20 protein-coding genes are annotated in these 20800 nt (G+C 69.7%); 17 read left to right on the top strand and 3 right to left on the bottom strand.

Annotated elements, in window-relative coordinates; genetic code table 11:
* Positions 1 to 90: 90 nt before the first annotated feature.
* The 4 genes from pgsA to ACZ7L5_RS23145 all read left to right on the top strand — a co-directional run bounded on the left by pgsA (position 91) and on the right by ACZ7L5_RS23145 (position 3676).
* Entirely contained in the window at positions 91 to 837 is a 747-nt protein-coding gene (pgsA, locus tag ACZ7L5_RS23160; protein WP_363041135.1) for a phosphatidylinositol phosphate synthase, read from the top strand.
* Entirely contained in the window at positions 834 to 1760 is a 927-nt protein-coding gene (locus ACZ7L5_RS23155; RefSeq protein WP_471518567.1) for a phosphatidylinositol mannoside acyltransferase, read from the top strand. The genes pgsA and ACZ7L5_RS23155 overlap by 4 nt, the downstream gene beginning before the upstream one ends.
* Positions 1757 to 2935 (top strand): glycosyltransferase family 4 protein, encoded by a 1179-nt coding sequence (locus tag ACZ7L5_RS23150; protein WP_471518566.1) that lies wholly within the window; start codon positions 1757 to 1759, stop codon positions 2933 to 2935. Before ACZ7L5_RS23155 ends, ACZ7L5_RS23150 begins: the two co-directional genes overlap by 4 nt.
* A 198-nt stretch (positions 2936 to 3133) precedes the next feature.
* Complete coding sequence (locus tag ACZ7L5_RS23145) at positions 3134 to 3676, top strand: LemA family protein (protein ID WP_328882870.1); 543 nt, start codon at positions 3134 to 3136, stop codon at positions 3674 to 3676.
* A gap of 209 nt (positions 3677 to 3885) precedes the next feature.
* Here the strand turns inward: ACZ7L5_RS23145 and ACZ7L5_RS23140 are convergent, their stop codons facing one another.
* A complete protein-coding gene (locus tag ACZ7L5_RS23140) occupies positions 3886 to 4329 on the bottom strand; it encodes a VOC family protein (RefSeq protein WP_471518565.1) in 444 nt (147 codons plus the stop codon).
* A gap of 147 nt (positions 4330 to 4476) precedes the next feature.
* On the opposite strand from ACZ7L5_RS23140, the gene pdxS reads away from it, so the two are divergent.
* From pdxS to relA, 11 genes are all read left to right on the top strand, one after another.
* On the top strand, positions 4477 to 5382 hold the full coding sequence (gene pdxS / locus ACZ7L5_RS23135) for a pyridoxal 5'-phosphate synthase lyase subunit PdxS (RefSeq protein ID WP_471518564.1): 906 nt from the start codon (positions 4477 to 4479) through the stop codon (positions 5380 to 5382).
* A gap of 13 nt (positions 5383 to 5395) precedes the next feature.
* Complete coding sequence (gene pdxT / locus ACZ7L5_RS23130; protein WP_471518563.1) at positions 5396 to 6004, top strand: pyridoxal 5'-phosphate synthase glutaminase subunit PdxT; 609 nt, start codon at positions 5396 to 5398, stop codon at positions 6002 to 6004.
* Positions 6005 to 6052: 48 nt separating this feature from the next.
* Complete coding sequence (locus tag ACZ7L5_RS23125; protein WP_328882874.1) at positions 6053 to 6805, top strand: YebC/PmpR family DNA-binding transcriptional regulator; 753 nt, start codon at positions 6053 to 6055, stop codon at positions 6803 to 6805.
* Positions 6806 to 6944: 139 nt separating this feature from the next.
* A complete protein-coding gene (ruvC, locus tag ACZ7L5_RS23120; protein WP_093908929.1) occupies positions 6945 to 7484 on the top strand; it encodes a crossover junction endodeoxyribonuclease RuvC in 540 nt (179 codons plus the stop codon).
* Positions 7481 to 8086, top strand: coding sequence for a Holliday junction branch migration protein RuvA (gene ruvA / locus ACZ7L5_RS23115; protein WP_471518562.1), 606 nt, complete (start codon positions 7481 to 7483; stop codon positions 8084 to 8086). Before ruvC ends, ruvA begins: the two co-directional genes overlap by 4 nt.
* 93 nt (positions 8087 to 8179) lie before the next feature.
* On the top strand, positions 8180 to 9250 hold the full coding sequence (ruvB, locus tag ACZ7L5_RS23110; RefSeq protein WP_328882877.1) for a Holliday junction branch migration DNA helicase RuvB: 1071 nt from the start codon (positions 8180 to 8182) through the stop codon (positions 9248 to 9250).
* A 175-nt stretch (positions 9251 to 9425) separates the two neighbouring features.
* Complete coding sequence (yajC, locus tag ACZ7L5_RS23105; protein WP_328882878.1) at positions 9426 to 9914, top strand: preprotein translocase subunit YajC; 489 nt, start codon at positions 9426 to 9428, stop codon at positions 9912 to 9914.
* 132 nt (positions 9915 to 10046) lie between these two features.
* The gene (gene secD, locus ACZ7L5_RS23100) at positions 10047 to 11804 is read left to right on the top strand and encodes a protein translocase subunit SecD (RefSeq protein ID WP_471518561.1); all 1758 of its coding nucleotides are present in this window, start codon (positions 10047 to 10049) and stop codon (positions 11802 to 11804) included.
* 2 nt (positions 11805 to 11806) lie between these two features.
* Complete coding sequence (gene secF, locus ACZ7L5_RS23095; RefSeq protein ID WP_471518839.1) at positions 11807 to 12928, top strand: protein translocase subunit SecF; 1122 nt, start codon at positions 11807 to 11809, stop codon at positions 12926 to 12928.
* Entirely contained in the window at positions 12925 to 13464 is a 540-nt protein-coding gene (locus ACZ7L5_RS23090) for an adenine phosphoribosyltransferase (protein WP_365068242.1), read from the top strand. The genes secF and ACZ7L5_RS23090 overlap by 4 nt, the downstream gene beginning before the upstream one ends.
* A 295-nt stretch (positions 13465 to 13759) precedes the next feature.
* Positions 13760 to 16294 carry a GTP pyrophosphokinase gene (relA, locus tag ACZ7L5_RS23085; protein ID WP_471518560.1) on the top strand — a complete coding sequence of 845 codons (2535 nt, stop codon included), beginning with the start codon at positions 13760 to 13762 and terminating at the stop codon, positions 16292 to 16294.
* A gap of 72 nt (positions 16295 to 16366) precedes the next feature.
* Here relA and ACZ7L5_RS23080 read toward each other — a convergent pair whose 3' ends face one another.
* Positions 16367 to 17596: a DUF349 domain-containing protein gene (locus tag ACZ7L5_RS23080; protein WP_328882883.1), complete on the bottom strand. Its 1230-nt coding sequence runs from the start codon at positions 17594 to 17596 to the stop codon at positions 16367 to 16369.
* Positions 17597 to 17730: 134 nt separating this feature from the next.
* A complete protein-coding gene (locus tag ACZ7L5_RS23075; protein WP_365067113.1) occupies positions 17731 to 18576 on the bottom strand; it encodes a peptidylprolyl isomerase in 846 nt (281 codons plus the stop codon).
* A 180-nt stretch (positions 18577 to 18756) separates the two neighbouring features.
* On the opposite strand from ACZ7L5_RS23075, the gene ACZ7L5_RS23070 reads away from it, so the two are divergent.
* Both ACZ7L5_RS23070 and hisS read left to right on the top strand, forming a co-directional pair.
* Positions 18757 to 19464 carry an MBL fold metallo-hydrolase gene (locus ACZ7L5_RS23070; protein ID WP_328428983.1) on the top strand — a complete coding sequence of 236 codons (708 nt, stop codon included), beginning with the start codon at positions 18757 to 18759 and terminating at the stop codon, positions 19462 to 19464.
* 12 nt (positions 19465 to 19476) lie between these two features.
* Complete coding sequence (gene hisS, locus ACZ7L5_RS23065) at positions 19477 to 20739, top strand: histidine--tRNA ligase (protein WP_328882885.1); 1263 nt, start codon at positions 19477 to 19479, stop codon at positions 20737 to 20739.
* Positions 20740 to 20800: the final 61 nt, after the last annotated feature.

Here is a 20800-nt window from a genome sequence, read left to right as displayed (position 1 = left end):
GACGCGATCGCGCCATCCGCCGCGGGTGGACCTGCCCGCCGGACCCGGGTACGAGTGCCCGGCGGTCGCACGAACGCGCGCGTGGCTACGATGGGCCAGCCGGTGGCCAGCAGGGGCCGCGGCGCCACACCGACCCTCGGGAAGGCCATGCTGAACAAGTACGCGCGTGCATTCTTCACGCGTGTTCTCACACCGTTCGCCGCGTTTTTGATCCGGCGGGGCGTCAGCCCGGACACGGTCACGCTCATCGGCACCGCCGGGGTGGTCGCGGGCGCGCTGGTCTTCTACCCCATGGGCGAGTTCTTCTGGGGCACGGTCGTGATCACGCTGTTCGTGTTCTCCGACCTCGTCGACGGCAACATGGCCCGCCAGCTCGGCCGCTCCAGCCGCTGGGGTGCCTTCCTGGACTCCACGCTCGACCGGGTCGCCGACGGCGCGATCTTCGGCGGCTTCATCCTCTGGTACGCCGGTGGGGGCGACGACCTCGTCCTGTGCGCCGTCTCGATCTTCTGCCTGGCCAGCGGCCAGGTGGTGTCGTACACCAAGGCGCGCGGCGAGTCGATCGGCCTGCCGGTGGCGGTCAACGGTCTCGTCGAGCGCGCCGAGCGACTGGTGATCTCGCTGGTCGCGGCCGGTTTCGCCGGCCTGCACAAGTTCGGGGTGCCGGGCATCCAGTACCTGCTGCCCGTCGCCCTGTGGATCGTCGCCGTCGGCAGCCTCGTCACGCTGATCCAGCGGGTCGTCACGGTCCGTCGCGAGTCCGCCGAGGCGGAGGCCGCCGAGGACGCGCAGGACAAGCCGCGAGGGGCCGCCCAAGGGAGCGAGGCCGCCAAGTGAGCGCTCAGGACCGCCTCACGGACGCGCTGTACGGACTCGGTTGGGGCACCGTCAAGAAGCTCCCCGAGCCGGTGGCGGTACGGCTCGGCCGCACCATCGCCGACCTCGCCTGGAAGCAGCGGGGCAAGGGCGTCCAGCGGCTGGAGAGCAACTACGCGCGTGTGGTGCCCGACGCGACCCCGGAGCGCCTGGCCGAGCTCTCGCGCGCGGGCATGCGGTCGTACCTGCGCTACTGGATGGAGTCCTTCCGGCTGCCCGCCTGGAGCGCCGAGCGCGTCAAGAGCGGCTTCGACGTCAAGGACGTCCACCACCTGACCGACGGCCTTGCCGCCGGAAAGGGCGTGGTCCTCGCCCTGCCGCACCTGGCCAACTGGGACCTCGCGGGCGCCTGGGTCACCACCGAGCTGGAGACGCCGTTCACCACGGTCGCCGAACGCCTCAAGCCCGAAACCCTCTACGACCGCTTCGTCGCCTACCGCGAGGGCCTCGGCATGGAGGTCCTGCCGCACAGCGGTGGCACCGCCTTCGGCACGCTGGCCCGCAGGCTGCGCGACGGCGGCCTGGTCTGCCTGGTCTCCGACCGTGACCTGTCCGCGTCCGGCGTCGAGGTCGACTTCTTCGGCGACACGGCCCGGATGCCGGCCGGACCGGCGCTGCTGGCCCAGCAGACCGGGGCGCTCCTGCTTCCCGTCACGCTCTGGTACGACGACTCGCCCGTCATGCAGGGGCGGGTCCATCCCCCGATCGAGGTACCCGAGACAGGTACCCGGACCGAGAAGACGTCTGTCATGACACAGGCGCTGGCCGACGCCTTCGCCACGGGGATCGCCGAACATCCGGAGGACTGGCACATGCTCCAGCGCTTGTGGGTCGCCGACCTGGAACCACGACCGGCCGACGGCCCGGCAGGAGAGCGTCCGTGAGGATCGGCATCGTCTGTCCGTACTCCTGGGACGTGCCGGGTGGCGTCCAGTTCCACATCCGCGACCTCGCCGAGTACTTCATCCGGCTGGGCCACGAGGTGTCCGTCCTGGCGCCGGCCGACGACGACACCCCGCTCCCGCCGTACGTCGTCTCGGCGGGCCGCGCGGTGCCGGTCCCGTACAACGGCTCGGTCGCCCGCCTGAACTTCGGCTTCCTCTCGGCCGCCAGGGTCCGCCGCTGGCTGCACGACGGCCGGTTCGACGTCATCCACATCCACGAGCCGACGTCGCCGTCCCTCGGCCTGCTGGCCTGCTGGGCCGCGCAGGGACCCATCGTGGCCACCTTCCACACCTCCAACCCGCGCTCGCGGGCGATGATCGCCGCGTACTCGATCCTCCAGGCGGCCCTGGAGAAGATCAGCGCCCGGATCGCGGTGAGCGAGTACGCCCGCCGCACGCTGGTGGAACACCTCGGCGGCGACGCGGTCACCATCCCCAACGGCGTCGACGTCGACTTCTTCGCCAAGGCCGAGCCCAACCCCGACTGGCAGGGCGACACGATCGGCTTCATGGGCCGCATCGACGAGCCCCGCAAGGGCCTGCCGGTCCTGATGAGAGCCCTGCCCAAGATCCTCGCCGCCCGACCGCAGACCAGGCTTCTGGTGGCGGGCCGCGGCGACGAGGAGGAGGCGGTGGAGTCCCTGCCCGCCGAGCTCCGTTCCCGCGTCGAGTTCCTCGGCATGGTCAGCGACGAGGACAAGGCCCGCTTCCTGCGCAGCGTCGACCTGTACGTGGCCCCCAACACCGGCGGCGAGAGCTTCGGGATCATCCTGGTCGAGGCGCTGTCGGCCGGCGCTCCCGTCCTGGCCTCGGACCTGGATGCCTTCACCCAGGTCCTCGACCAGGGCGCGGCGGGCGAACTCTTCGCCAACGAGGACGCGGACGACCTGGCCGAGGCGGCGGTACGCCTCCTGGAGGACCCGGTCCGCCGGGCCGAGCTGCGCAAGCGGGGGAGCGCGCACGTACGCCGCTTCGACTGGTCGACCGTCGGGGCGGACATCCTGTCGGTGTACGAGACGGTGACGGCGGGCTCGACAGCGGTGGCCGCGGACGAGCGGACCGGGAGCGGTGTGGCCGGCGGGTTGCGGGCCCGGCTGGGGCTGGCGCGGGACTGAGGGCGAGCGCCGTTGTCTCAGGCGGCGGGCCCGCATTTCAGCCCGTCCGGCGTTTGAGGACGGGGCCTCTCAGGGCCGAAGCGGGGGCCCGGGGGCCCCGGGGGCGGCAGCCCCCGGCGCCGGTCACGCCGACACCCCGCACGAACACCGACGCCCCGCACGACACCCTGCCCACCCGGCGTCGCTAGTGTGCCGCCCGTGACCGCAACTCTGATCTGGATCCTCGTTGTCCTCGTGGCGATCGGCCTCTACCTGAGCTGGACGGCAGGCCGCCTGGACCGGCTGCACGCCAGGATCGACGCGGCGCGTGCCGCGCTCGACGCGCAGCTGCTGCGCCGCGCCTCGGTGGCCCAGGAACTGGCCACCTCCGGTGTGCTGGATCCGGCCGCGTCGATCGTCCTGTACGAGGCCGCCCACGCCGCCCGGCAGGCCGAGGAGGAGCAGCGGGAGGTCGCCGAGAGCGAGCTGAGCCAGGCGCTGCGGGCCGTGTTCGCCGAGCCCCAGCAGGTGGAAGCCGTCCGGGAGGCGCCCGGGGGCGAGGAAGCGGCCCGTGAGCTGACGGAGGCGGTCCGCCGGGTACCGATGGCCCGCCGCTTCCACAACGACGCCGTACGGGCGGCCAGGGCGCTGCGGCGCCACCGCAAGGTCCGTCTGTTCCGCCTGGCGGGCCATGCCCCGTTCCCGCTGGCCTTCGAGATGGACGACGAGCCGCCGACGGCCCTGGCGGACCGGCCCGCCTAGGTCGTGTCCGCAAGGTCCCGTCGTTCGCCCGGAGGGCGGGCCCCGCGGCGTCTGGATGTGCTCTCGGCGTGCGGGGCGGAGGCCCTCGTACTGGACGTACTTGGGCCTTCGCCGGGTGCGACGGTGAGGGACCCTCCCGCTCGGGCGAAGCCGTGAGGTGGGGGAGCGTGCCAGGCGTCGCGGGGCAGGCGGGACTTCGCGGACACGACCTAGGACGTGCCGAAGTCGGGGATCGTGAGGGAACCGTCGGCGGCGAGCTGGAACCCGGGGTTGTGCGCAACCTCCCAGGCGTGGCCGTCGGGGTCGACGAAGACGCCGGAGTAGAAGCCGACGGCGTTCGTGACCGCGGGCTTGGTGACGTTTGCCCCGGCCCGTTCCGCGGCCGCGAGCAGTTCGTCGACCTCGGCGTCGGATCGCACGTTGTGGGCCAGGGCGATCCCGCCGAAGCCGGCCGGCGCGTCCGCCGTGCCGTCGGTCAGCCCGCAGTCCTGCGCCAGTTTGTCGCGGCCCCACAGCACCAGGGCCAGTCCGCCCGCCTGGAAGAAGACGGTCTCCTCGACCTCCTGACCCCGCCAGCCCAGGGCCTCGTAGAAGGCCCGGGAGCGCGCCACGTCGAGGACTCCCAGCGTGACCAGGCTGATGCGCTGTTCCATGGCAAGGACACTAACGCGGCACCGTCCGGGTGGCGCCCCGGCAGGCAAAACGATCCACCGCCTCACCATTGGCCCTTGAAGTGGCCCGTACACCTCACGTTTCCTCGATGCTTGCAGTAACCCTCTTTCACACAGCGAGGTCAACCCGTGTCCATCTCCGAAAACCAGGCCCCCGAGACCGGCACCGCACGCGTGAAGCGCGGCATGGCCGAGCAGCTCAAGGGCGGCGTGATCATGGACGTCGTCACGCCGGAGCAGGCGAAGATCGCCGAGGACGCGGGCGCCGTCGCCGTCATGGCCCTCGAGCGGGTCCCCGCCGACATCCGCAAGGACGGCGGCGTGGCCCGGATGTCCGACCCGGACATGATCGAGGGCATCATCGATGCCGTCTCCATCCCGGTCATGGCCAAGTCCCGCATCGGCCACTTCGTCGAGGCCCAGGTCCTGCAGTCCCTCGGCGTCGACTACATCGACGAGTCCGAGGTCCTCACCCCGGCCGACGAGGTCAACCACTCCGACAAGTTCGCCTTCACCACCCCCTTCGTCTGTGGTGCCACCAACCTGGGCGAGGCCCTGCGCCGCATCGCCGAGGGCGCGGCCATGATCCGCTCCAAGGGCGAGGCCGGCACCGGCAACGTCGTCGAGGCCGTCCGTCACCTGCGCCAGATCAAGAACGAGATCGCCAGGCTGCGCGGCTTCGACAACAACGAGCTGTACGCCGCCGCCAAGGACCTGCGCGCCCCGTACGAGCTGGTCAAGGAAGTCTCCGAGCTCGGCAAGCTCCCGGTGGTGCTGTTCTCCGCCGGCGGTGTCGCCACCCCGGCCGACGCCGCGCTGATGCGCCAGCTCGGCGCCGAGGGCGTCTTCGTCGGCTCCGGCATCTTCAAGTCCGGCGACCCGGCCAAGCGCGCCGCCGCCATCGTCAAGGCGACCACCTTCTTCGACGACCCGAAGATCATCGCGGACGCGTCCCGCAACCTCGGCGAGGCCATGGTGGGCATCAACTGCGACACCCTGCCCGAGACCGAGCGCTACGCCAACCGCGGCTGGTAAGGCACCACATCCCATGAGCAACACCCCCGTCATAGGCGTCCTGGCCCTGCAGGGCGACGTACGGGAGCACCTCATCGCCCTGGCCGCGGCAGACGCCGTGGCCAGGCCGGTGCGGCGCCCCGAAGAGCTCGCCGAGGTGGACGGCCTCGTCATCCCCGGCGGCGAGTCCACGACCATCTCCAAGCTGGCCGTCCTCTTCGACGTGATGGAGCCCCTACGCGCGTGCGTGCGGGACGGCATGCCCGTCTACGGCACCTGCGCCGGCATGATCATGCTCGCCGACAAGATCCTCGACCCGCGCTCGGGCCAGGAGACGATCGGCGGCATCGACATGATCGTGCGCCGCAACGCCTTCGGACGTCAGAACGAGTCCTTCGAAGCGGCGGTCGACGTGCAGGGCATCCCGGGCGATCCTGTGGAGGGCGTCTTCATCCGCGCCCCCTGGGTCGAGTCCGTCGGCGCCGAGGCCGAGGTCCTCGCCGAGCACGACGGCCACATCGTCGCGGTCCGCCAGGGCAACACGCTCGCCACGTCGTTCCACCCGGAACTGACCGGCGACCACCGCGTGCACGGCCTGTTCGTCGACATGGTGCGCGCGAACCGGACAGCCGAGTCCTTGTAGGATCTCTGGCGTTCGTTCATAGATGGGTTACGCGAAGGAGACAGGCAGATGTCCGGCCACTCTAAATGGGCTACGACGAAGCACAAGAAGGCCGTGATCGACGCCAAGCGCGGCAAGCTCTTCGCGAAGCTGATCAAGAACATCGAGGTCGCGGCCCGCATGGGTGGCGTTGACATCGAGGGCAACCCGACGCTGTACGACGCCATCCAGAAGGCGAAGAAGCAGTCGGTTCCGAACAAGAACATCGACTCCGCGGTCAAGCGTGGAGGCGGTCTCGAGGCCGGTGGCGCCGACTACGAGACGATCATGTACGAGGGCTACGGCCCGAACGGCGTCGCCGTGCTCATCGAGTGCCTCACCGACAACCGCAACCGCGCCGCCTCCGACGTCCGCGTCGCCATGACCCGCAACGGCGGCAACATGGCCGACCCGGGCTCGGTGTCGTACATGTTCAGCCGCAAGGGCGTCGTCATCGTCCCCAAGGGCGAGCTGACCGAGGACGACGTCCTCACCGCCGTCCTGGACGCCGGTGCCGAGGAGGTCAACGACCTCGGTGAGTCCTACGAGGTCATCAGCGAGGCCACCGACCTGGTCGCGGTCCGCACCGCCCTCCAGGAGGCCGGCATCGACTACGACTCCGCCGACTCCAGCTTCGTACCGTCCGTCCAGGTCGAGCTGGACGAGGAAGGCGCCAAGAAGATCTTCAAGCTGATCGACGCACTCGAGGACAGCGACGACGTGCAGAACGTCTTCGCCAACTTCGATGTCAGCGACGAGATCATGGAGAAGGTCGACGCATAGCGCTGCCGCGAGCTGCACCGGCTCAACGGGCCGACGGGACGCACCCGTCGGCCCGTCGCTTTGCCGGGAGTTGCTGCCCGGCGTTGTCAGTGGCACCCGATAGCCTGCACAAACAGGCAATCGAACGGAAGGTACCGGGGTGCGCGTACTGGGGGTGGACCCGGGGCTGACCCGATGCGGAGTCGGCGTGGTCGAGGGCGTCGCCGGACGCCCGCTCACCATGCTCGGCGTCGGCGTCGTACGGACGCCCGCGGACGCCGAGTTGGGACATCGCCTCGTCGCCATCGAGCAGGGCATCGAGCAGTGGCTGGACGAGCACCGACCCGAATTCGTCGCCGTGGAGCGGGTGTTCAGCCAGCACAACGTCCGTACGGTGATGGGCACCGCCCAGGCCAGCGCCGTCGCCATGCTCTGCGCCGCCCGCCGCGGCATCCCCGTCGCGCTGCACACCCCGAGCGAGGTCAAGGCCGCCGTCACCGGCAGCGGTCGCGCCGACAAGGCCCAGGTCGGTGCCATGGTCACCCGCCTGCTGCGGCTCAGCGCCCCGCCCAAGCCGGCCGACGCCGCCGACGCCCTCGCGCTCGCCATCTGCCACATCTGGCGTGCCCCCGCCCAGAACCGACTTCAGCAGGCCGTCGCCCTGCACACAGCCAAAGCACCGAAAGGCCGTACGGCATGATCGCCTTCGTCAGTGGCACAGTGGCCGCACTCGCTCCGGACGCCGCGGTCGTCGAGGTGGGCGGAGTCGGCATGGCCGTCCAGTGCACGCCGAACACCCTGTCCACCCTGCGCCTCGGCAAGCCCGCCAAGCTGCACACCTCGCTGGTGGTCCGCGAGGACTCCCTCACGCTGTACGGCTTCGCGGACGACGACGAACGGCAGACGTTCGAGCTGCTCCAGACCGCGAGCGGAGTCGGCCCGCGCCTGGCCCAGGCGATGCTGGCGGTGCACTCGCCCGACGCCCTGCGCCGAGCCGTCGCCACCGCCGACGAGAAGTCACTCACCGCCGTCCCCGGCATCGGCAAGAAGGGGGCCCAGAAGCTGCTCCTGGAGCTGAAGGACCGCCTGGGCGAGCCCATCGGCGCGCCTGCGGTGGGCGCTCCGGTCACCCAGGGCTGGCGCGACCAGCTGCACGCCGCACTGATCGGCCTCGGCTACGCGACCCGCGAGGCCGACGAGGCGGTCGCCGCGGTGGCGCCGCAGGCCGAGGCCGCCGAGGGCACGCCCCAGGTGGGGCAGCTCCTGAAGGACGCCCTTCAGACCCTGAACAGAGCCCGCTGATCGAGGGGTGCTCCGGAAAGACCCGAAGGCGCCGCTCCGGGGACGCCCTCATCCTCGTACGATCCACCCGACCGCGACCGCGAGGCACACTCCATGAACTGGGACGACACCACCGACACCCCCGCCGCCGAGCGGCTCGTCGGTGCGTCCGCCGACCGTGAGGACCAGGCCGTAGAGGCCGCGCTGCGCCCGAAGGACCTGGACGAGTTCATCGGCCAGGAGAAGGTCCGCGAACAGCTCGACCTCGTGCTGCGCGCCGCCCGCGCGCGTGGCGCCACCGCCGACCACGTGCTGCTCTCCGGCGCCCCCGGCCTCGGCAAGACCACACTCTCGATGATCATCGCGGCCGAGATGGGCGCACCCATCCGCATCACCAGCGGCCCCGCCATCCAGCACGCCGGCGATCTCGCCGCGATCCTCTCCTCGCTGCAGGAGGGCGAGGTCCTCTTCCTCGACGAGATCCACCGCATGTCCCGGCCCGCCGAGGAGATGCTGTACATGGCTATGGAGGACTTCCGCGTCGACGTCATCGTCGGCAAGGGGCCGGGCGCCACCGCCATCCCGCTGGAGCTGCCCCCGTTCACCCTGGTCGGCGCCACCACGCGCGCGGGCCTGCTGCCGCCCCCGCTGCGCGACCGGTTCGGCTTCACCGCGCACATGGAGTTCTACGAGCCCGTCGAGCTGGAGCGCGTCATCCACCGCTCGGCCAACCTCCTTGAGGTGGAGATCGAGGCCGACGGCGCCGCCGAGATCGCCGGCCGCTCCCGCGGCACGCCCCGTATCGCCAACCGCCTGCTGCGCCGCGTCCGCGACTACGCCCAGGTCAAGGCCGACGGGATCATCACGAGGGACATCGCCGGCGCCGCCCTCGCCGTCTACGAGGTCGATGCGCGCGGGCTCGACCGTCTCGACCGCGGTGTTCTGGAGGCCCTGCTGAAACTGTTCGGCGGCGGCCCGGTCGGCCTGTCCACGCTTGCCGTCGCGGTGGGGGAGGAGCGCGAGACGGTCGAGGAGGTCGCGGAACCCTTCCTCGTACGGGAGGGCCTGCTCGCCCGCACCCCGCGCGGCAGGGTCGCCACTCCGGCGGCCTGGGCGCATCTCGGCCTCACCCCGCCGGGCTCGCACGCTACGGGAAACGGACAACAGGACTTGTTCGGGACGTGATGGCCCGGTCACGGCGAGCACAGTGGCCGGAGCAGGAACCCCAGTGCCATGCTGAGCGTTGTTCCATGCGCGGAGACTCGCTTAGACTCCGCCGATGCCGCCCTAGTCGGCGGCACACATACCCCCAACCATCAGGCCGCTCACCATCGCGGTCGTGTGAAGGAAGTTCCGACCCGTGAGTCTCGTGACCCTCCTCCCGTTCATCGTGCTCATCGGGGCCATGTTCCTGATGACCCGGTCGGCCAAGAAGAAGCAGCAGCAGGCGGCCGACATGCGGAACCAAATGCAGCCCGGCAGCGGTATCCGCACCATCGGGGGCCTGTACGCCACCGTCAAGGAGGTCAGCGACGACACGGTCCTCGTTGACGCCGGACCGGGCGTGGAGCTCCTCTTCGCCAAGAACGCGATCGGTGCCGTCCTCTCCGACGACGAGTACAACCGCATCGTGCACGGCATCGAGCACGACCTGAAGTCCGACGTCGTCCCGGACGACGCCTCCTCCCTCACCGAGGCCGACGAGCCCGCCGCCTCCGACGAGAAGTCCGTCGACCTTGGTAAGAAGGACGCGGACGACGAGGTCGAGGAGCCGTCCGACGCCGTGGCCGCCGAGGCGAAGACGGACGACGAGCCGAAGAAGACCGACGGCGACACCGACGCGAAGTAGCGATGCTCCGGGGCGCGCGGGCCACGCCTGCGCGCCCCCGGGCATGCTGAGCTCGCACGGGATCCCGACACCATGTCATGGCCGCCCGCCCGTTGATCCGGAGCGAGGCGGCCCGAGAGGGAGTACGAGAAGGTGGCAGCACCTAAGAAGGGCCGGAACGCGAGCGCCCAGAGCAAGCCAGGGCGCTCGCTGGCCCTCATCCTGATCGCCATCGCGGCGCTCACCGGAGGGATGTTCGCCTCGGGGCACACCACTCCGCGACTCGGTATCGACCTGGCCGGCGGCACGAGCATCACGCTTCGCGCGGTCGCCGAGCCCGGCCAGGAATCCGCGATCAACAAGACCAACATGGACACCGCGGTCGAGATCATGGAGCGGCGTGTCAATGGTCTCGGTGTCTCGGAGTCCGAGGTTCAGACCCAGGGCGACAAGAACATCATCGTCAACATCCCCAAGGGCACGAACTCCAAGGAAGCCCGGGCCCAGGTAGGCACCACCGCCAAGCTGTACTTCCGGCCGGTCGTCGCCACCGAGGTGTCGGGCGGCGGTGCGACCCCCACCCCCTCGCCGAGCGCCTCCAGCAGCGCGTCGGGCGACTCCGCCGACAAGGACAAGGCGACCTCCCCCTCCGGGTCCACCAGCCCCTCGGCGAGCTCCACCACGCAGGGCCGCGCGGTCACCGACGCCCTGAAGGCCGACGCCACGCCGTCCACGAGCGCTTCTTCCAGCAGCTCCCCGTCCGCGAGCAGCACTCCCTCCGGCGACTCCTCGACCAGCAAGCTCAAAGCGCAGTACGCCGCGCTGGACTGCTCGAAGAAGGCGGCCCGCGCCAAGGCCGGTGACGGCGCCAAGCCCACCGATCCCACCGTCGCCTGCGGTCAGAACTCGCAGGGCCAGTGGCAGAAGTACATCCTCGGTCCGGCCGAGGTCGACGGCACGGACGTCAAGAGCGCCCAGGCCGTCTTCCAGACGACGACCGGCGCCGGCTGGACAGTGAACATGAAGTTCACGGGCGAGGGCAGCAAGAAGTTCGCCGCCACCACCGGCAAGCTGGCGAAGAACCAGTCCCCGCAGAACCAGTTCGCGATCGTGCTGGACGGCGAGGTCGTCTCCGACCCGTTCGTCCGCGAAGCCCTGACGGGCGGCAGCGCCGAGATCTCCGGCAACTTCAACCAGGACTCGGCGCAGAGCCTCGCCAACATGCTGTCGTACGGCGCCCTGCCGCTGTCCTTCCAGGAGGACAGCGTCACCACGGTGACCGCCGCGCTCGGCGGTGAGCAGCTGAAGGCCGGTCTGATCGCCGGTGCGATCGGTCTCGCCCTGGTCGTCATCTACCTGCTGGTCTACTACCGAGGCCTGGCGCTGATCGCGATCCTCTCGCTGCTGATCTCCGCGGCCCTGACCTACACGATCATGGCTCTGCTCGGCCCGACCATCGGCTTCGCGCTGAATCTGCCGGCCGTCTGCGGTGCCATCGTCGCCATCGGCATCACAGCGGACTCGTTCATCGTGTACTTCGAACGCGTCCGGGACGAGATCCGCGAAGGCCGCTCGCTGCGGCCCGCCGTCGAGCGTGCCTGGCCGCGCGCCCGGCGCACCATCCTGGTCTCCGACTTCGTGTCGTTCCTCGCCGCCGCGGTGCTCTTCATCGTCACCGTCGGCAAGGTCCAGGGCTTCGCGTTCACGCTCGGCCTGACCACCCTGCTCGACGTGGTGGTCGTGTTCCTGTTCACCAAGCCGCTGCTGACGCTCCTGGCCCGCAGCAAGTTCTTCTCCAGTGGCCACAGCTGGTCCGGTCTCGATCCCAAGCGACTGGGTGCCAAGCCACCGCTGCGCCGAACGCGCCGTCCTTCCCACCCCGCCGGCCCTGTCGACCCGAAGGAGGCGTGAGTATGTCGAAGCTCGGCAACCTCGGCGCCCGACTGCACCGTGGCGAGGTCGGCTACGACTTCGTCGGCAACCGCAAGCTCTGGTACGGCCTCTCGATCCTGATCACCATCACGGCCATCGTCGGCCTGGCGGTGCGCGGCCTGAACATGGGCATCGAGTTCCAGGGCGGCGCCGTCTTCAACACCCCGAAGACCAGTGTCTCGGTGTCCCAGGCGCAGGAGTACGCGGAAGAGGCGTCCGGCCACGACGCGATCGTCCAGAAGCTCGGCGACGGCGACGAGGCCACGCTGCGCATCCAGGTCGCGGGCATCGACACCCAGCAGGCCAACAAGGTCTCGGCGGAGCTGGCAGAGAAGCTCGGCGTCGACGAGGACGACGTCACCGGCGAGCTGGTCGGTCCCAGCTGGGGTGAGCAGATCGCCAACAAGGCCTGGCAGGGCCTCGGGATCTTCCTGGTCCTTGTGGTGATCTATCTGGCGATCGCCTTCGAGTGGCGCATGGCACTCGCGGCCTTCGTAGCGCTGATCCACGACATCACCATCACGGTCGGTATCTACGCCCTCGTCGGCTTCGAGGTCACACCGGGCACGGTGATCGGTCTGCTGACGATCCTCGGTTATTCGCTCTACGACACGGTGGTCGTCTTCGACAGCCTCAAGGAACAGACGAAGGACATCACCAAACAGACCCGCTGGACCTACAGCGACATCGCCAACCGCTCGATCAACAGCACCCTGGTCCGTTCCGTCAACACCACGGTGGTCGCGCTGCTGCCGGTGGCGGGCCTGCTGTTCATCGGTGGCGGATTCCTCGGCGCGGGCATGCTCAACGACATCTCCCTGTCGCTGTTCGTCGGTCTCGCCGCCGGTGCGTACTCCTCGATCTTCATCGCCACGCCGCTCGTCGCCGACCTCAAGGAGCGCGAGCCGCAGATGAAGGCCCTCAAGAAGCGCGTCCTCGCCAAGCGGGCGCAGTCCGCCGCGCAGGGCGAGTCCCCGGACGCGCCGGCCGGCGACGAGCCGCTGGACGAGCCCGAGGACGCCACCCCCGCGGTGGTCGGGCCGCGCAACCAGCCCGCGGCGCGTAACCGGGGCCGTGGCCGACCCTCGGGGAAGCGTCGATGACCGACATCGAGGAGCTGCTGCTCAGCCGTATCCGTGATGTGGCGGACTACCCGGAGCCGGGCGTGATGTTCAAGGACATCACCCCGCTCCTGGCGGACCCGGCGGCGTTCACGGCGCTCACCGACGCGCTGGCCGAGATCGCCGGGAGCACCGGTGCCACGAAGATCGTGGGCCTGGAGGCCCGCGGCTTCATCCTCGGCGCTCCGGTCGCCGTCCGCGCGGGCATCGGCTTCATCCCCGTACGCAAGGCAGGCAAGCTCCCCGGGGCCACCCTCAGCCAGGCGTACGACCTGGAGTACGGCTCCGCGGAGATCGAGGTCCACGCCGAGGACCTGGCCGCCGGCGACCGTGTCCTCGTCGTCGACGACGTCCTGGCGACGGGCGGTACGGCGGAGGCCTCGATCCAGCTGATCCGCCGGGCCGGCGCCGAGGTGGCCGGCTTGGCCGTCCTCATGGAACTCGGCTTCCTCGGCGGCCGAGCCCGCGTGGAGCCGGCCCTGGCCGGCGCCCCCCTGGAGTCACTGCTGACGGTCTGATCCGAGGAACACCCACAGCAGCACCGGATGCCGCGCACCTGCACGACAGGGGCGCGGCATCGCCATGCGGGGCGTGCGTGAGGGGCGTACGCGACCCCCGTGGCAAGCCTGCGCAACCCGCACGCCACCGTCCGGACACCGTCCTGACAGGCCCGCGGAATCCGACGGCAGCCCCTTGCGTTTCTCCGGTAGACGGTCCTCACATCCGGCTGCAGGCGATCCCGGGGCGCAGGATCGCTACCATGGGATCTCCGGAGCCTGACCGGGGGACCCGGATCGCGCACGAGGAGCCCTCTTGCCAGACGAGGCCCAGCACCTGACCGCCGCCAAGCCCGAGTCCGCCTCGGCGCCCGTGGCGAAGCCGGCGCCCAACGCGTCGCACGCGAAGAACGACGCGCGTGGGGCGGTCGAGCATGCCCAGTCCGCGCCCGTCGACAAGCCGGCCGAGCAGACGCGACCCAAGCCCGCCCCGCCCGAGCGCCCGGCACCGGCGGTGCGCCCGAACACCGGCCAGCCCGCCCGCACCGGCTCCTCCAACCGCGTCCGTGCCCGCCTCGCCCGTCTCGGCGTCCAGCGCTCCAACCCGTACAACCCGGTGCTGGAGCCGTTGCTGCGCATAGTGCGCAGCAACGACCCGAAGATCGAGACCGCCACGCTCCGCCAGATCGAGAAGGCCTACCAGGTCGCCGAGCGCTGGCACCGCGGTCAGAAGCGCAAGAGCGGCGACCCGTACATCACGCACCCGCTCGCCGTCACCACCATCCTCGCCGAGCTGGGTATGGATCCGGCCACCCTGATGGCGGGCCTGCTGCACGACACCGTCGAGGACACCGAGTACGGCCTCGACCAGCTCCGCCGTGACTTCGGCGACTCCGTCGCGCTGCTCGTCGACGGCGTCACCAAGCTCGACAAGGTCAAGTTCGGCGAGGCCGCGCAGGCCGAGACCGTGCGCAAGATGGTCGTGGCGATGGCCAAGGACCCCCGCGTCCTGGTCATCAAGCTCGCCGACCGCCTGCACAACATGCGCACCATGCGCTATCTCAAGCGCGAGAAGCAGGAGAAGAAGGCGCGCGAGACCCTGGAGATCTACGCGCCCCTCGCCCACCGCCTCGGCATGAACACCATCAAGTGGGAGCTGGAGGACCTCGCCTTCGCGATCCTCTACCCCAAGATGTACGACGAGATCGTACGGCTGGTGGCCGAGCGGGCACCGAAGCGTGACGAGTATCTGGCCATAGTGACCGACGAGGTCCAGCAGGATCTGCGGGCCGCCCGCATCAAGGCGACCGTCACCGGCCGCCCGAAGCACTACTACAGCGTCTACCAGAAGATGATCGTCCGCGGCCGTGACTTCGCGGAGATCTACGACCTGGTGGGGATTCGTGTACTTGTCGACACGGTGCGCGACTGTTACGCCGCCCTCGGCACCGTGCACGCGCGATGGAACCCGGTCCCCGGCCGGTTCAAGGACTACATCGCGATGCCCAAGTTCAACATGTACCAGTCGCTGCACACGACGGTCATCGGCCCCAACGGCAAGCCGGTCGAACTCCAGATCCGGACGTTCGACATGCACCGCCGCGCCGAGTACGGCATCGCCGCGCACTGGAAGTACAAGCAGGAGGCCGTCGCCGGCGCCTCCAAGGTGCGCTCCGACGCGCCCAAGTCGTCCGGCAAGGGCAAGGACGACCACCTCAACGACATGGCGTGGCTGCGCCAGCTCCTCGACTGGCAGAAGGAGACCGAGGACCCGGGTGAGTTCCTGGAGTCCCTGCGCTTCGACCTGTCCCGCAACGAGGTCTTCGTCTTCACCCCGAAGGGCGACGTCATAGCGCTCCCTGCGGGCGCCACTCCGGTGGACTTCGCGTACGCCGTCCACACCGAGGTCGGCCACCGCACGATAGGAGCACGGGTCAACGGCCGGCTCGTGCCGCTCGAATCCACCCTGGACAACGGCGACCTCGTCGAGGTCTTCACCTCCAAGGCAGCCGGCGCGGGCCCCTCCCGCGACTGGCTCGGCTTCGTGAAGTCGCCGCGTGCCCGCAACAAGATCCGGGCCTGGTTCTCCAAGGAGCGCCGCGACGAGGCGATCGAGCAGGGCAAGGACGCCATCGTCCGCGCGATGCGCAAGCAGAACCTGCCGATCCAGCGCATCCTGACCGGCGACTCGCTCGTCACGCTCGCCCACGAGATGCGCTACGCGGACATCTCCGCGCTCTACGCCGCCATCGGCGAGGGCCATGTCTCCGCGCAGAACATCGTGCAGAAGCTCGTCCAGGCTCTCGGCGGCGAGGAAGCCGCCACTGAGGAGATCGACGAGTCGGTCCCGCCGGCCCGTGGCCGCAGCCGCAAACGCCGTTCCAGCGCCGACCCGGGCGTGATCGTCAAGGGCGTCGAGGACGTGTGGGTCAAGCTGGCCCGCTGTTGTACGCCCGTCCCCGGCGACCCGATCATCGGCTTCGTCACGCGCGGTAGCGGAGTATCGGTTCACCGCAGCGACTGTGTGAACGTGGAGTCACTGTCCCGCGAGCCCGAGCGCATCCTCGAGGTCGAGTGGGCGCCCACCCAGTCCTCGGTCTTCCTGGTCGCCATCCAGGTCGAGGCCCTGGACCGCTCCCGGCTCCTCTCGGACGTCACGCGCGTCCTGTCCGACCAGCACGTCAACATCCTCTCCGCGGCCGTCCAGACCTCCCGCGACCGCGTCGCCACCTCCCGCTTCACCTTCGAGATGGGCGACCCGAAGCACCTCGGGCACGTCCTGAAGGCGGTCAGGGGCGTCGAGGGCGTCTACGATGTGTACCGGGTGACGTCGGCGCGCAACCGGACGTAAGGCATACGACGAGAAGGGCCCCGTACGCGGTGTACGGGGCCCTTCTCGTCGTAGGGGCTGTCGAACCGCCTGTCAGCCGCCGAACTCCTGGAGACCCTTCAGAGCCTGGTCCAGCAGCGCCTGGCGGCCCTCCAGCTCACGCTCCAGCTTGTCGGCCTTGGAGTTGTTGCCCTGCGCACGCGCCTGCTCGATCTGGCCCCGCAGCTTGTCCACGGCGGCCTGGAGCTGACCGGTCAGCCCCTCGGCACGCGCGCGTGCCTCCGGGTTGGTCCGGCGCCACTCGTTCTCCTCGGCATCCTGGATGGCCCGCTCGACGGCGTGCATCCGGCCCTCGACCTTCGGGCGGGCGTCGCGCGGCACGTGGCCGATGGCCTCCCAGCGCTCGTTGATCGAGCGGAAGGCGGCACGCGTGCCCTTCAGGTCGCCGATCGGCAGGAGCTTCTCGGCCTCGCCGGCCAGCTCCTCCTTCAGCTTCAGGTTCTCCGACTGCTCGGCGTCACGCTCGGCGAAGACCGAGCTGCGGGCGGCGAAGAAGATGTCCTGGGCACCGCGGAAGCGGTTCCACAGGTCGTCCTCGTGCTCGCGCTGGGCGCGGCCGGCCGCCTTCCACTCCGACATCAGCTCGCGGTAGCGCGCCGCCGTCAGACCCCAGTCGGTCGAACCGGACAGCGACTCGGCCTCGGCGACCAGCCGCTCCTTGGTCTTGCGTGCCTCCTCGCGCTGCGCGTCCAGCTGCGCGAAGTGCGCCTTGCGGCGCTTGGAGAACGCCGACCGGGCGTGCGAGAAGCGGTGCCACAGCTCGTCGTCCGACTTGCGGTCGAGTCGCGGCAGGCCCTTCCAGGTGTCCACCAGGGAACGCAGCCGCTCACCGGCAGCCCGCCACTGGTCGGACTGCGCCAGCTCCTCCGCCTCGGTGACCAGCGCCTCCTTCGCGTGGCGCGCCTCGTCGGACTGCTTGGCCCGCTGCTGCTTGCGCTCCTCGCGGCGCTTGCCGACCGTCTCGACCAGCTTGTCCAGCCGGGTCTTCAGGGCGTCCAGATCACCGACCGCGTGATGGGCGTCGACCTGCTCACGGATGTGGTCGATCGCGGTCTGGGCGTCCTTCGCCGACAGGTCGGTGGTCTTCACTCGCTTTTCGAGGAGGCCGATCTCGACAACCAGGCCTTCGTACTTGCGCTCGAAATAGGCCAGCGCCTCTTCAGGAGTGCCTGCCTGCCAAGAGCCGACAACCTGCTCGCCGTCGGCCGTACGCACGTACACGGTCCCCGTCTCGTCGACGCGGCCCCACGGGTCGCTGCTCACAGCGCCTCCTCCACATGATGCCTGCGAGGGGCTTGTTTCCCCCGGGCATCGTCCACAGTTTCGTCACGGCCAACATAGGCGACCGGCGGGTTGCCTGTCCGCATCCCGCGCGACCGAAATTTCGCAGTTGAGGCTCAGGATTTCGTGACCGTGGCCTTGTTGATCACGACCGTTGCATTGGGGGCGGTGTTCCCGGTTGTGGGGTCTGCGGCCTGGGCTCCGGCATCCGCGATCTTCTTCAGAACCTTCATGCCCGCCTCGGACACCGTGCCGAACGGTGTGTAGTCGGGCGGCAGCTGACTGTCCTGGTAGACGAGGAAGAACTGGCTGCCCCCGGTGTTGCGCCCCTGCTTCGCCTGTGCGTTGTACTGGTTGGCCATCGCCACCGTGCCCGCCGGGTACACACCCCCCTTGAGGCTCTTGTCCTTGAGGTTCTCGTCCGGAATCGTGTACCCCGGCCCGCCCATTCCGGTGCCCTTCGGGTCGCCGCACTGGAGCACATAGATGCCGCTGTCGGTCAGCCGGTGACACTTGGAGTGGTCCAAGTAGCCCTTGCCGACGAGGAAGTCGAACGAGTTCACGGTGTGCGGCGCGGCCGACGCCTTCAGCGCGATGTCTATGTCACCGCACGTCGTCGCGAGCTTCATCGTGTACTTCGCCGACTTGTCGACGGTCAGCTCCGGCTCCTTCTTCCAGGTCGCCGTCTTGACCTTGCCCGCGGCGGGCTTCTCGCACGGGTCCGGAGCCTTGCTGGTCGGAGTGGGGCTGACCTCCGCGCCCGCGTTCTCCTTCTTGGTGCCGTCGTCCTTGAGTACCCCGGTCGTGTACAGCGCGAGGCTGCCGATGACGACCACTCCGAGCACCGACGCGATCACCGAGTTGCGCATCCGCGCCTTGCGCCGGGCTGACGTGCGCCGCTGCTGCTGCCGCAAGAACTTCTCCCGGGCGAGCTGACGCCGCCGCTGTTCCTGGCTGACCACCGGGTTCTCTCCTCATGCGTCGTGGGTGTCGACCGGTACGCGTGCGTCCGGTGAGCCGACTGCCTGCGTGTGCCCCGTACCGTATATGGGTTCGCTGAGGAATCGGCAGCGCCGGTAGGCTCTGACGTCAGGCGAAGCCCGCCGACAAACCACTCGTGTCGACACAAACGAAGGACGATCGTGCTCATTGCCGGGTTCCCCGCCGGGGCCTGGGGGACGAACTGTTATCTCGTCGCCCCCGCCGCCGGTGAGGAGTGCGTGATCATCGACCCGGGCCACGAAGCGGCCCCAGGAGTCGAGGAAGCGCTGAAGAAGCATCGGCTCAAGCCCGTCGCCGTCGTCCTCACTCACGGCCACCTCGACCACGTGGCCTCGGTCGTCCCCGTGTGCGGTGCGCACGACGTACCGGCCTGGATCCACCCCGAGGACCGGTACATGATGAGCGACCCCGAGAAGGCGTTGGGCCGGTCCATCGGCATGCAGTTGATGGGCGAGCTGACCGTCGGGGAGCCGGACGACGTCAAGGAGCTGACCGACGGCGCGAAGCTGGCGCTGGCGGGGATGGAGCTCACCGTCGCGCATGCGCCCGGCCATACGAAGGGGTCGGTGACCTTCGGCCTGCCCGAGGCGGCGGACATCCCGCCGATCCTGTTCTCGGGCGACCTGCTGTTCGCCGGCTCCATCGGACGCACCGACCTGCCCGGCGGTGACATGGCCGAGATCCTCGACTCGCTGGCCCGCGTGTGCCTGCCGCTCGACGACTCGACCGTGGTGCTGTCCGGCCACGGCCCCCAGACGACCATCGGCCAGGAGCGCGCCACCAACCCCTATCTGCGGCAGGTGGCCGCCGGCCCGGGAGCCCCCGAAGCTCCCCGACGAGGAATGTGACGAGAGACTTCCGTGAGCACGTTTCAAGCACCCAAGGGCACGTACGACCTGATCCCGCCGGACTCCGCCACGTACCTGGCCGTCCGTGAGGCGATCGCGGCTCCCCTGCGCAATTCCGGCTACGGCTACATCGAGACGCCCGGCTTCGAGAGCGTCGAGCTGTTCGCGCGCGGCGTGGGCGAGTCCACCGACATCGTGACCAAGGAGATGTACGCCTTCGAGACCAAGGGCGGAGACAAGCTCGCCCTGCGCCCCGAGGGCACGGCCTCGGTCCTGCGCGCGGCCCTGGAGGCCAACCTGCACAAGGCGGGCAACCTGCCGGTCAAGCTCTGGTACTCCGGCTCCTACTACCGCTACGAGCGCCCCCAGAAGGGCCGTTACAGGCACTTCTCCCAGGTCGGCGCCGAGGCGATCGGTGCCGAGGACCCGGCGCTGGACGCCGAGTTGATCATCCTGGCCGACCAGGCCTACCGCTCGCTGGGCCTGAGCGACTTCCGCATCCTGCTCAACAGCCTGGGCGACAAGGAGTGCCGTCCGGTCTACCGGGCCGCGCTCCAGGACTTCCTGCGTGGCCTGGACCTGGACGAGGACACCCTGCGCCGGGCGGAGATCAACCCGCTGCGCGTCCTCGACGACAAGCGTGAGTCGGTCCAGAAGCAGCTCGGGGACGCCCCGCTGCTGCGCGACTACCTCTGCGACGCCTGCAAGGCGTACCACGAGGAGGTCCGCGAGCTGATCACGGCGGCCGGAGTCGCCTTCGAGGACGACCCCAAGCTGGTGCGCGGCCTGGACTACTACACGCGTACGACCTTCGAGTTCGTCCACGACGGTCTGGGTTCCCAGTCCGCGGTGGGCGGTGGCGGCCGCTACGACGGGCTGTCCGAGATGATCGGCGGCCCCGCGCTGCCGTCCGTCGGCTGGGCGCTCGGCGTCGACCGCACGGTGCTCGCCCTGGAGGCGGAGGGCGTGGAGCTCCAACTCCCGTCGTCCACCAGTGTATTCGCGGTGCCGCTCGGCGAGGAGGCTCGCCGGGTGCTGTTCGCGAAGGTCACCGAGCTGCGCAAGGTCGGCGTCGCGGCGGACTTCTCGTACGGCAACAAGGGCCTCAAGGGCGCCATGAAGAACGCCAACCGCAGCGGCGCCCGCTACACGATCGTCGCCGGCGAGCGCGACCTCGCCGAGGGCGTCGTCCAGCTCAAGGACATGGAGTCCGGCGAGCAGGCGGCCGTCGGCGTCAACGAGATCGTGGCCGAACTGGAAGCCCGACTGGGCTGAGTTCGGAAAGCTCGGGAAAGGGCGGACACCGCTTCGGTGTCCGCCCTTTTGCCGTCCTGAA

It is taken from the genome of Streptomyces sp. NPDC107528 (assembly GCF_055639295.1).
This window is presented reverse-complemented; position numbering and strand designations above follow the sequence as displayed.

Excerpts from the sequence above, each read along its gene's own strand:
- pgsA (WP_363041135.1), top strand. The coding sequence starts at position 91 with ATGGGCCAGCCGGTGGCCAGCAGGGGCCGCGGCGCCACACCGACCCTC.
- ACZ7L5_RS23140 (WP_471518565.1), bottom strand. The coding sequence starts at position 4,329 with ATGGAACAGCGCATCAGCCTGGTCACGCTGGGAGTCCTCGACGTGGCG.
- pdxT (WP_471518563.1), top strand. The coding sequence starts at position 5,396 with ATGAGCAACACCCCCGTCATAGGCGTCCTGGCCCTGCAGGGCGACGTA.
- ACZ7L5_RS23125 (WP_328882874.1), top strand. The coding sequence starts at position 6,053 with ATGTCCGGCCACTCTAAATGGGCTACGACGAAGCACAAGAAGGCCGTG.
- ruvA (WP_471518562.1), top strand. The coding sequence starts at position 7,481 with ATGATCGCCTTCGTCAGTGGCACAGTGGCCGCACTCGCTCCGGACGCC.
- ruvB (WP_328882877.1), top strand. The coding sequence starts at position 8,180 with ATGAACTGGGACGACACCACCGACACCCCCGCCGCCGAGCGGCTCGTC.
- secF (WP_471518839.1), top strand. The coding sequence starts at position 11,807 with ATGTCGAAGCTCGGCAACCTCGGCGCCCGACTGCACCGTGGCGAGGTC.
- ACZ7L5_RS23090 (WP_365068242.1), top strand. The coding sequence starts at position 12,925 with ATGACCGACATCGAGGAGCTGCTGCTCAGCCGTATCCGTGATGTGGCG.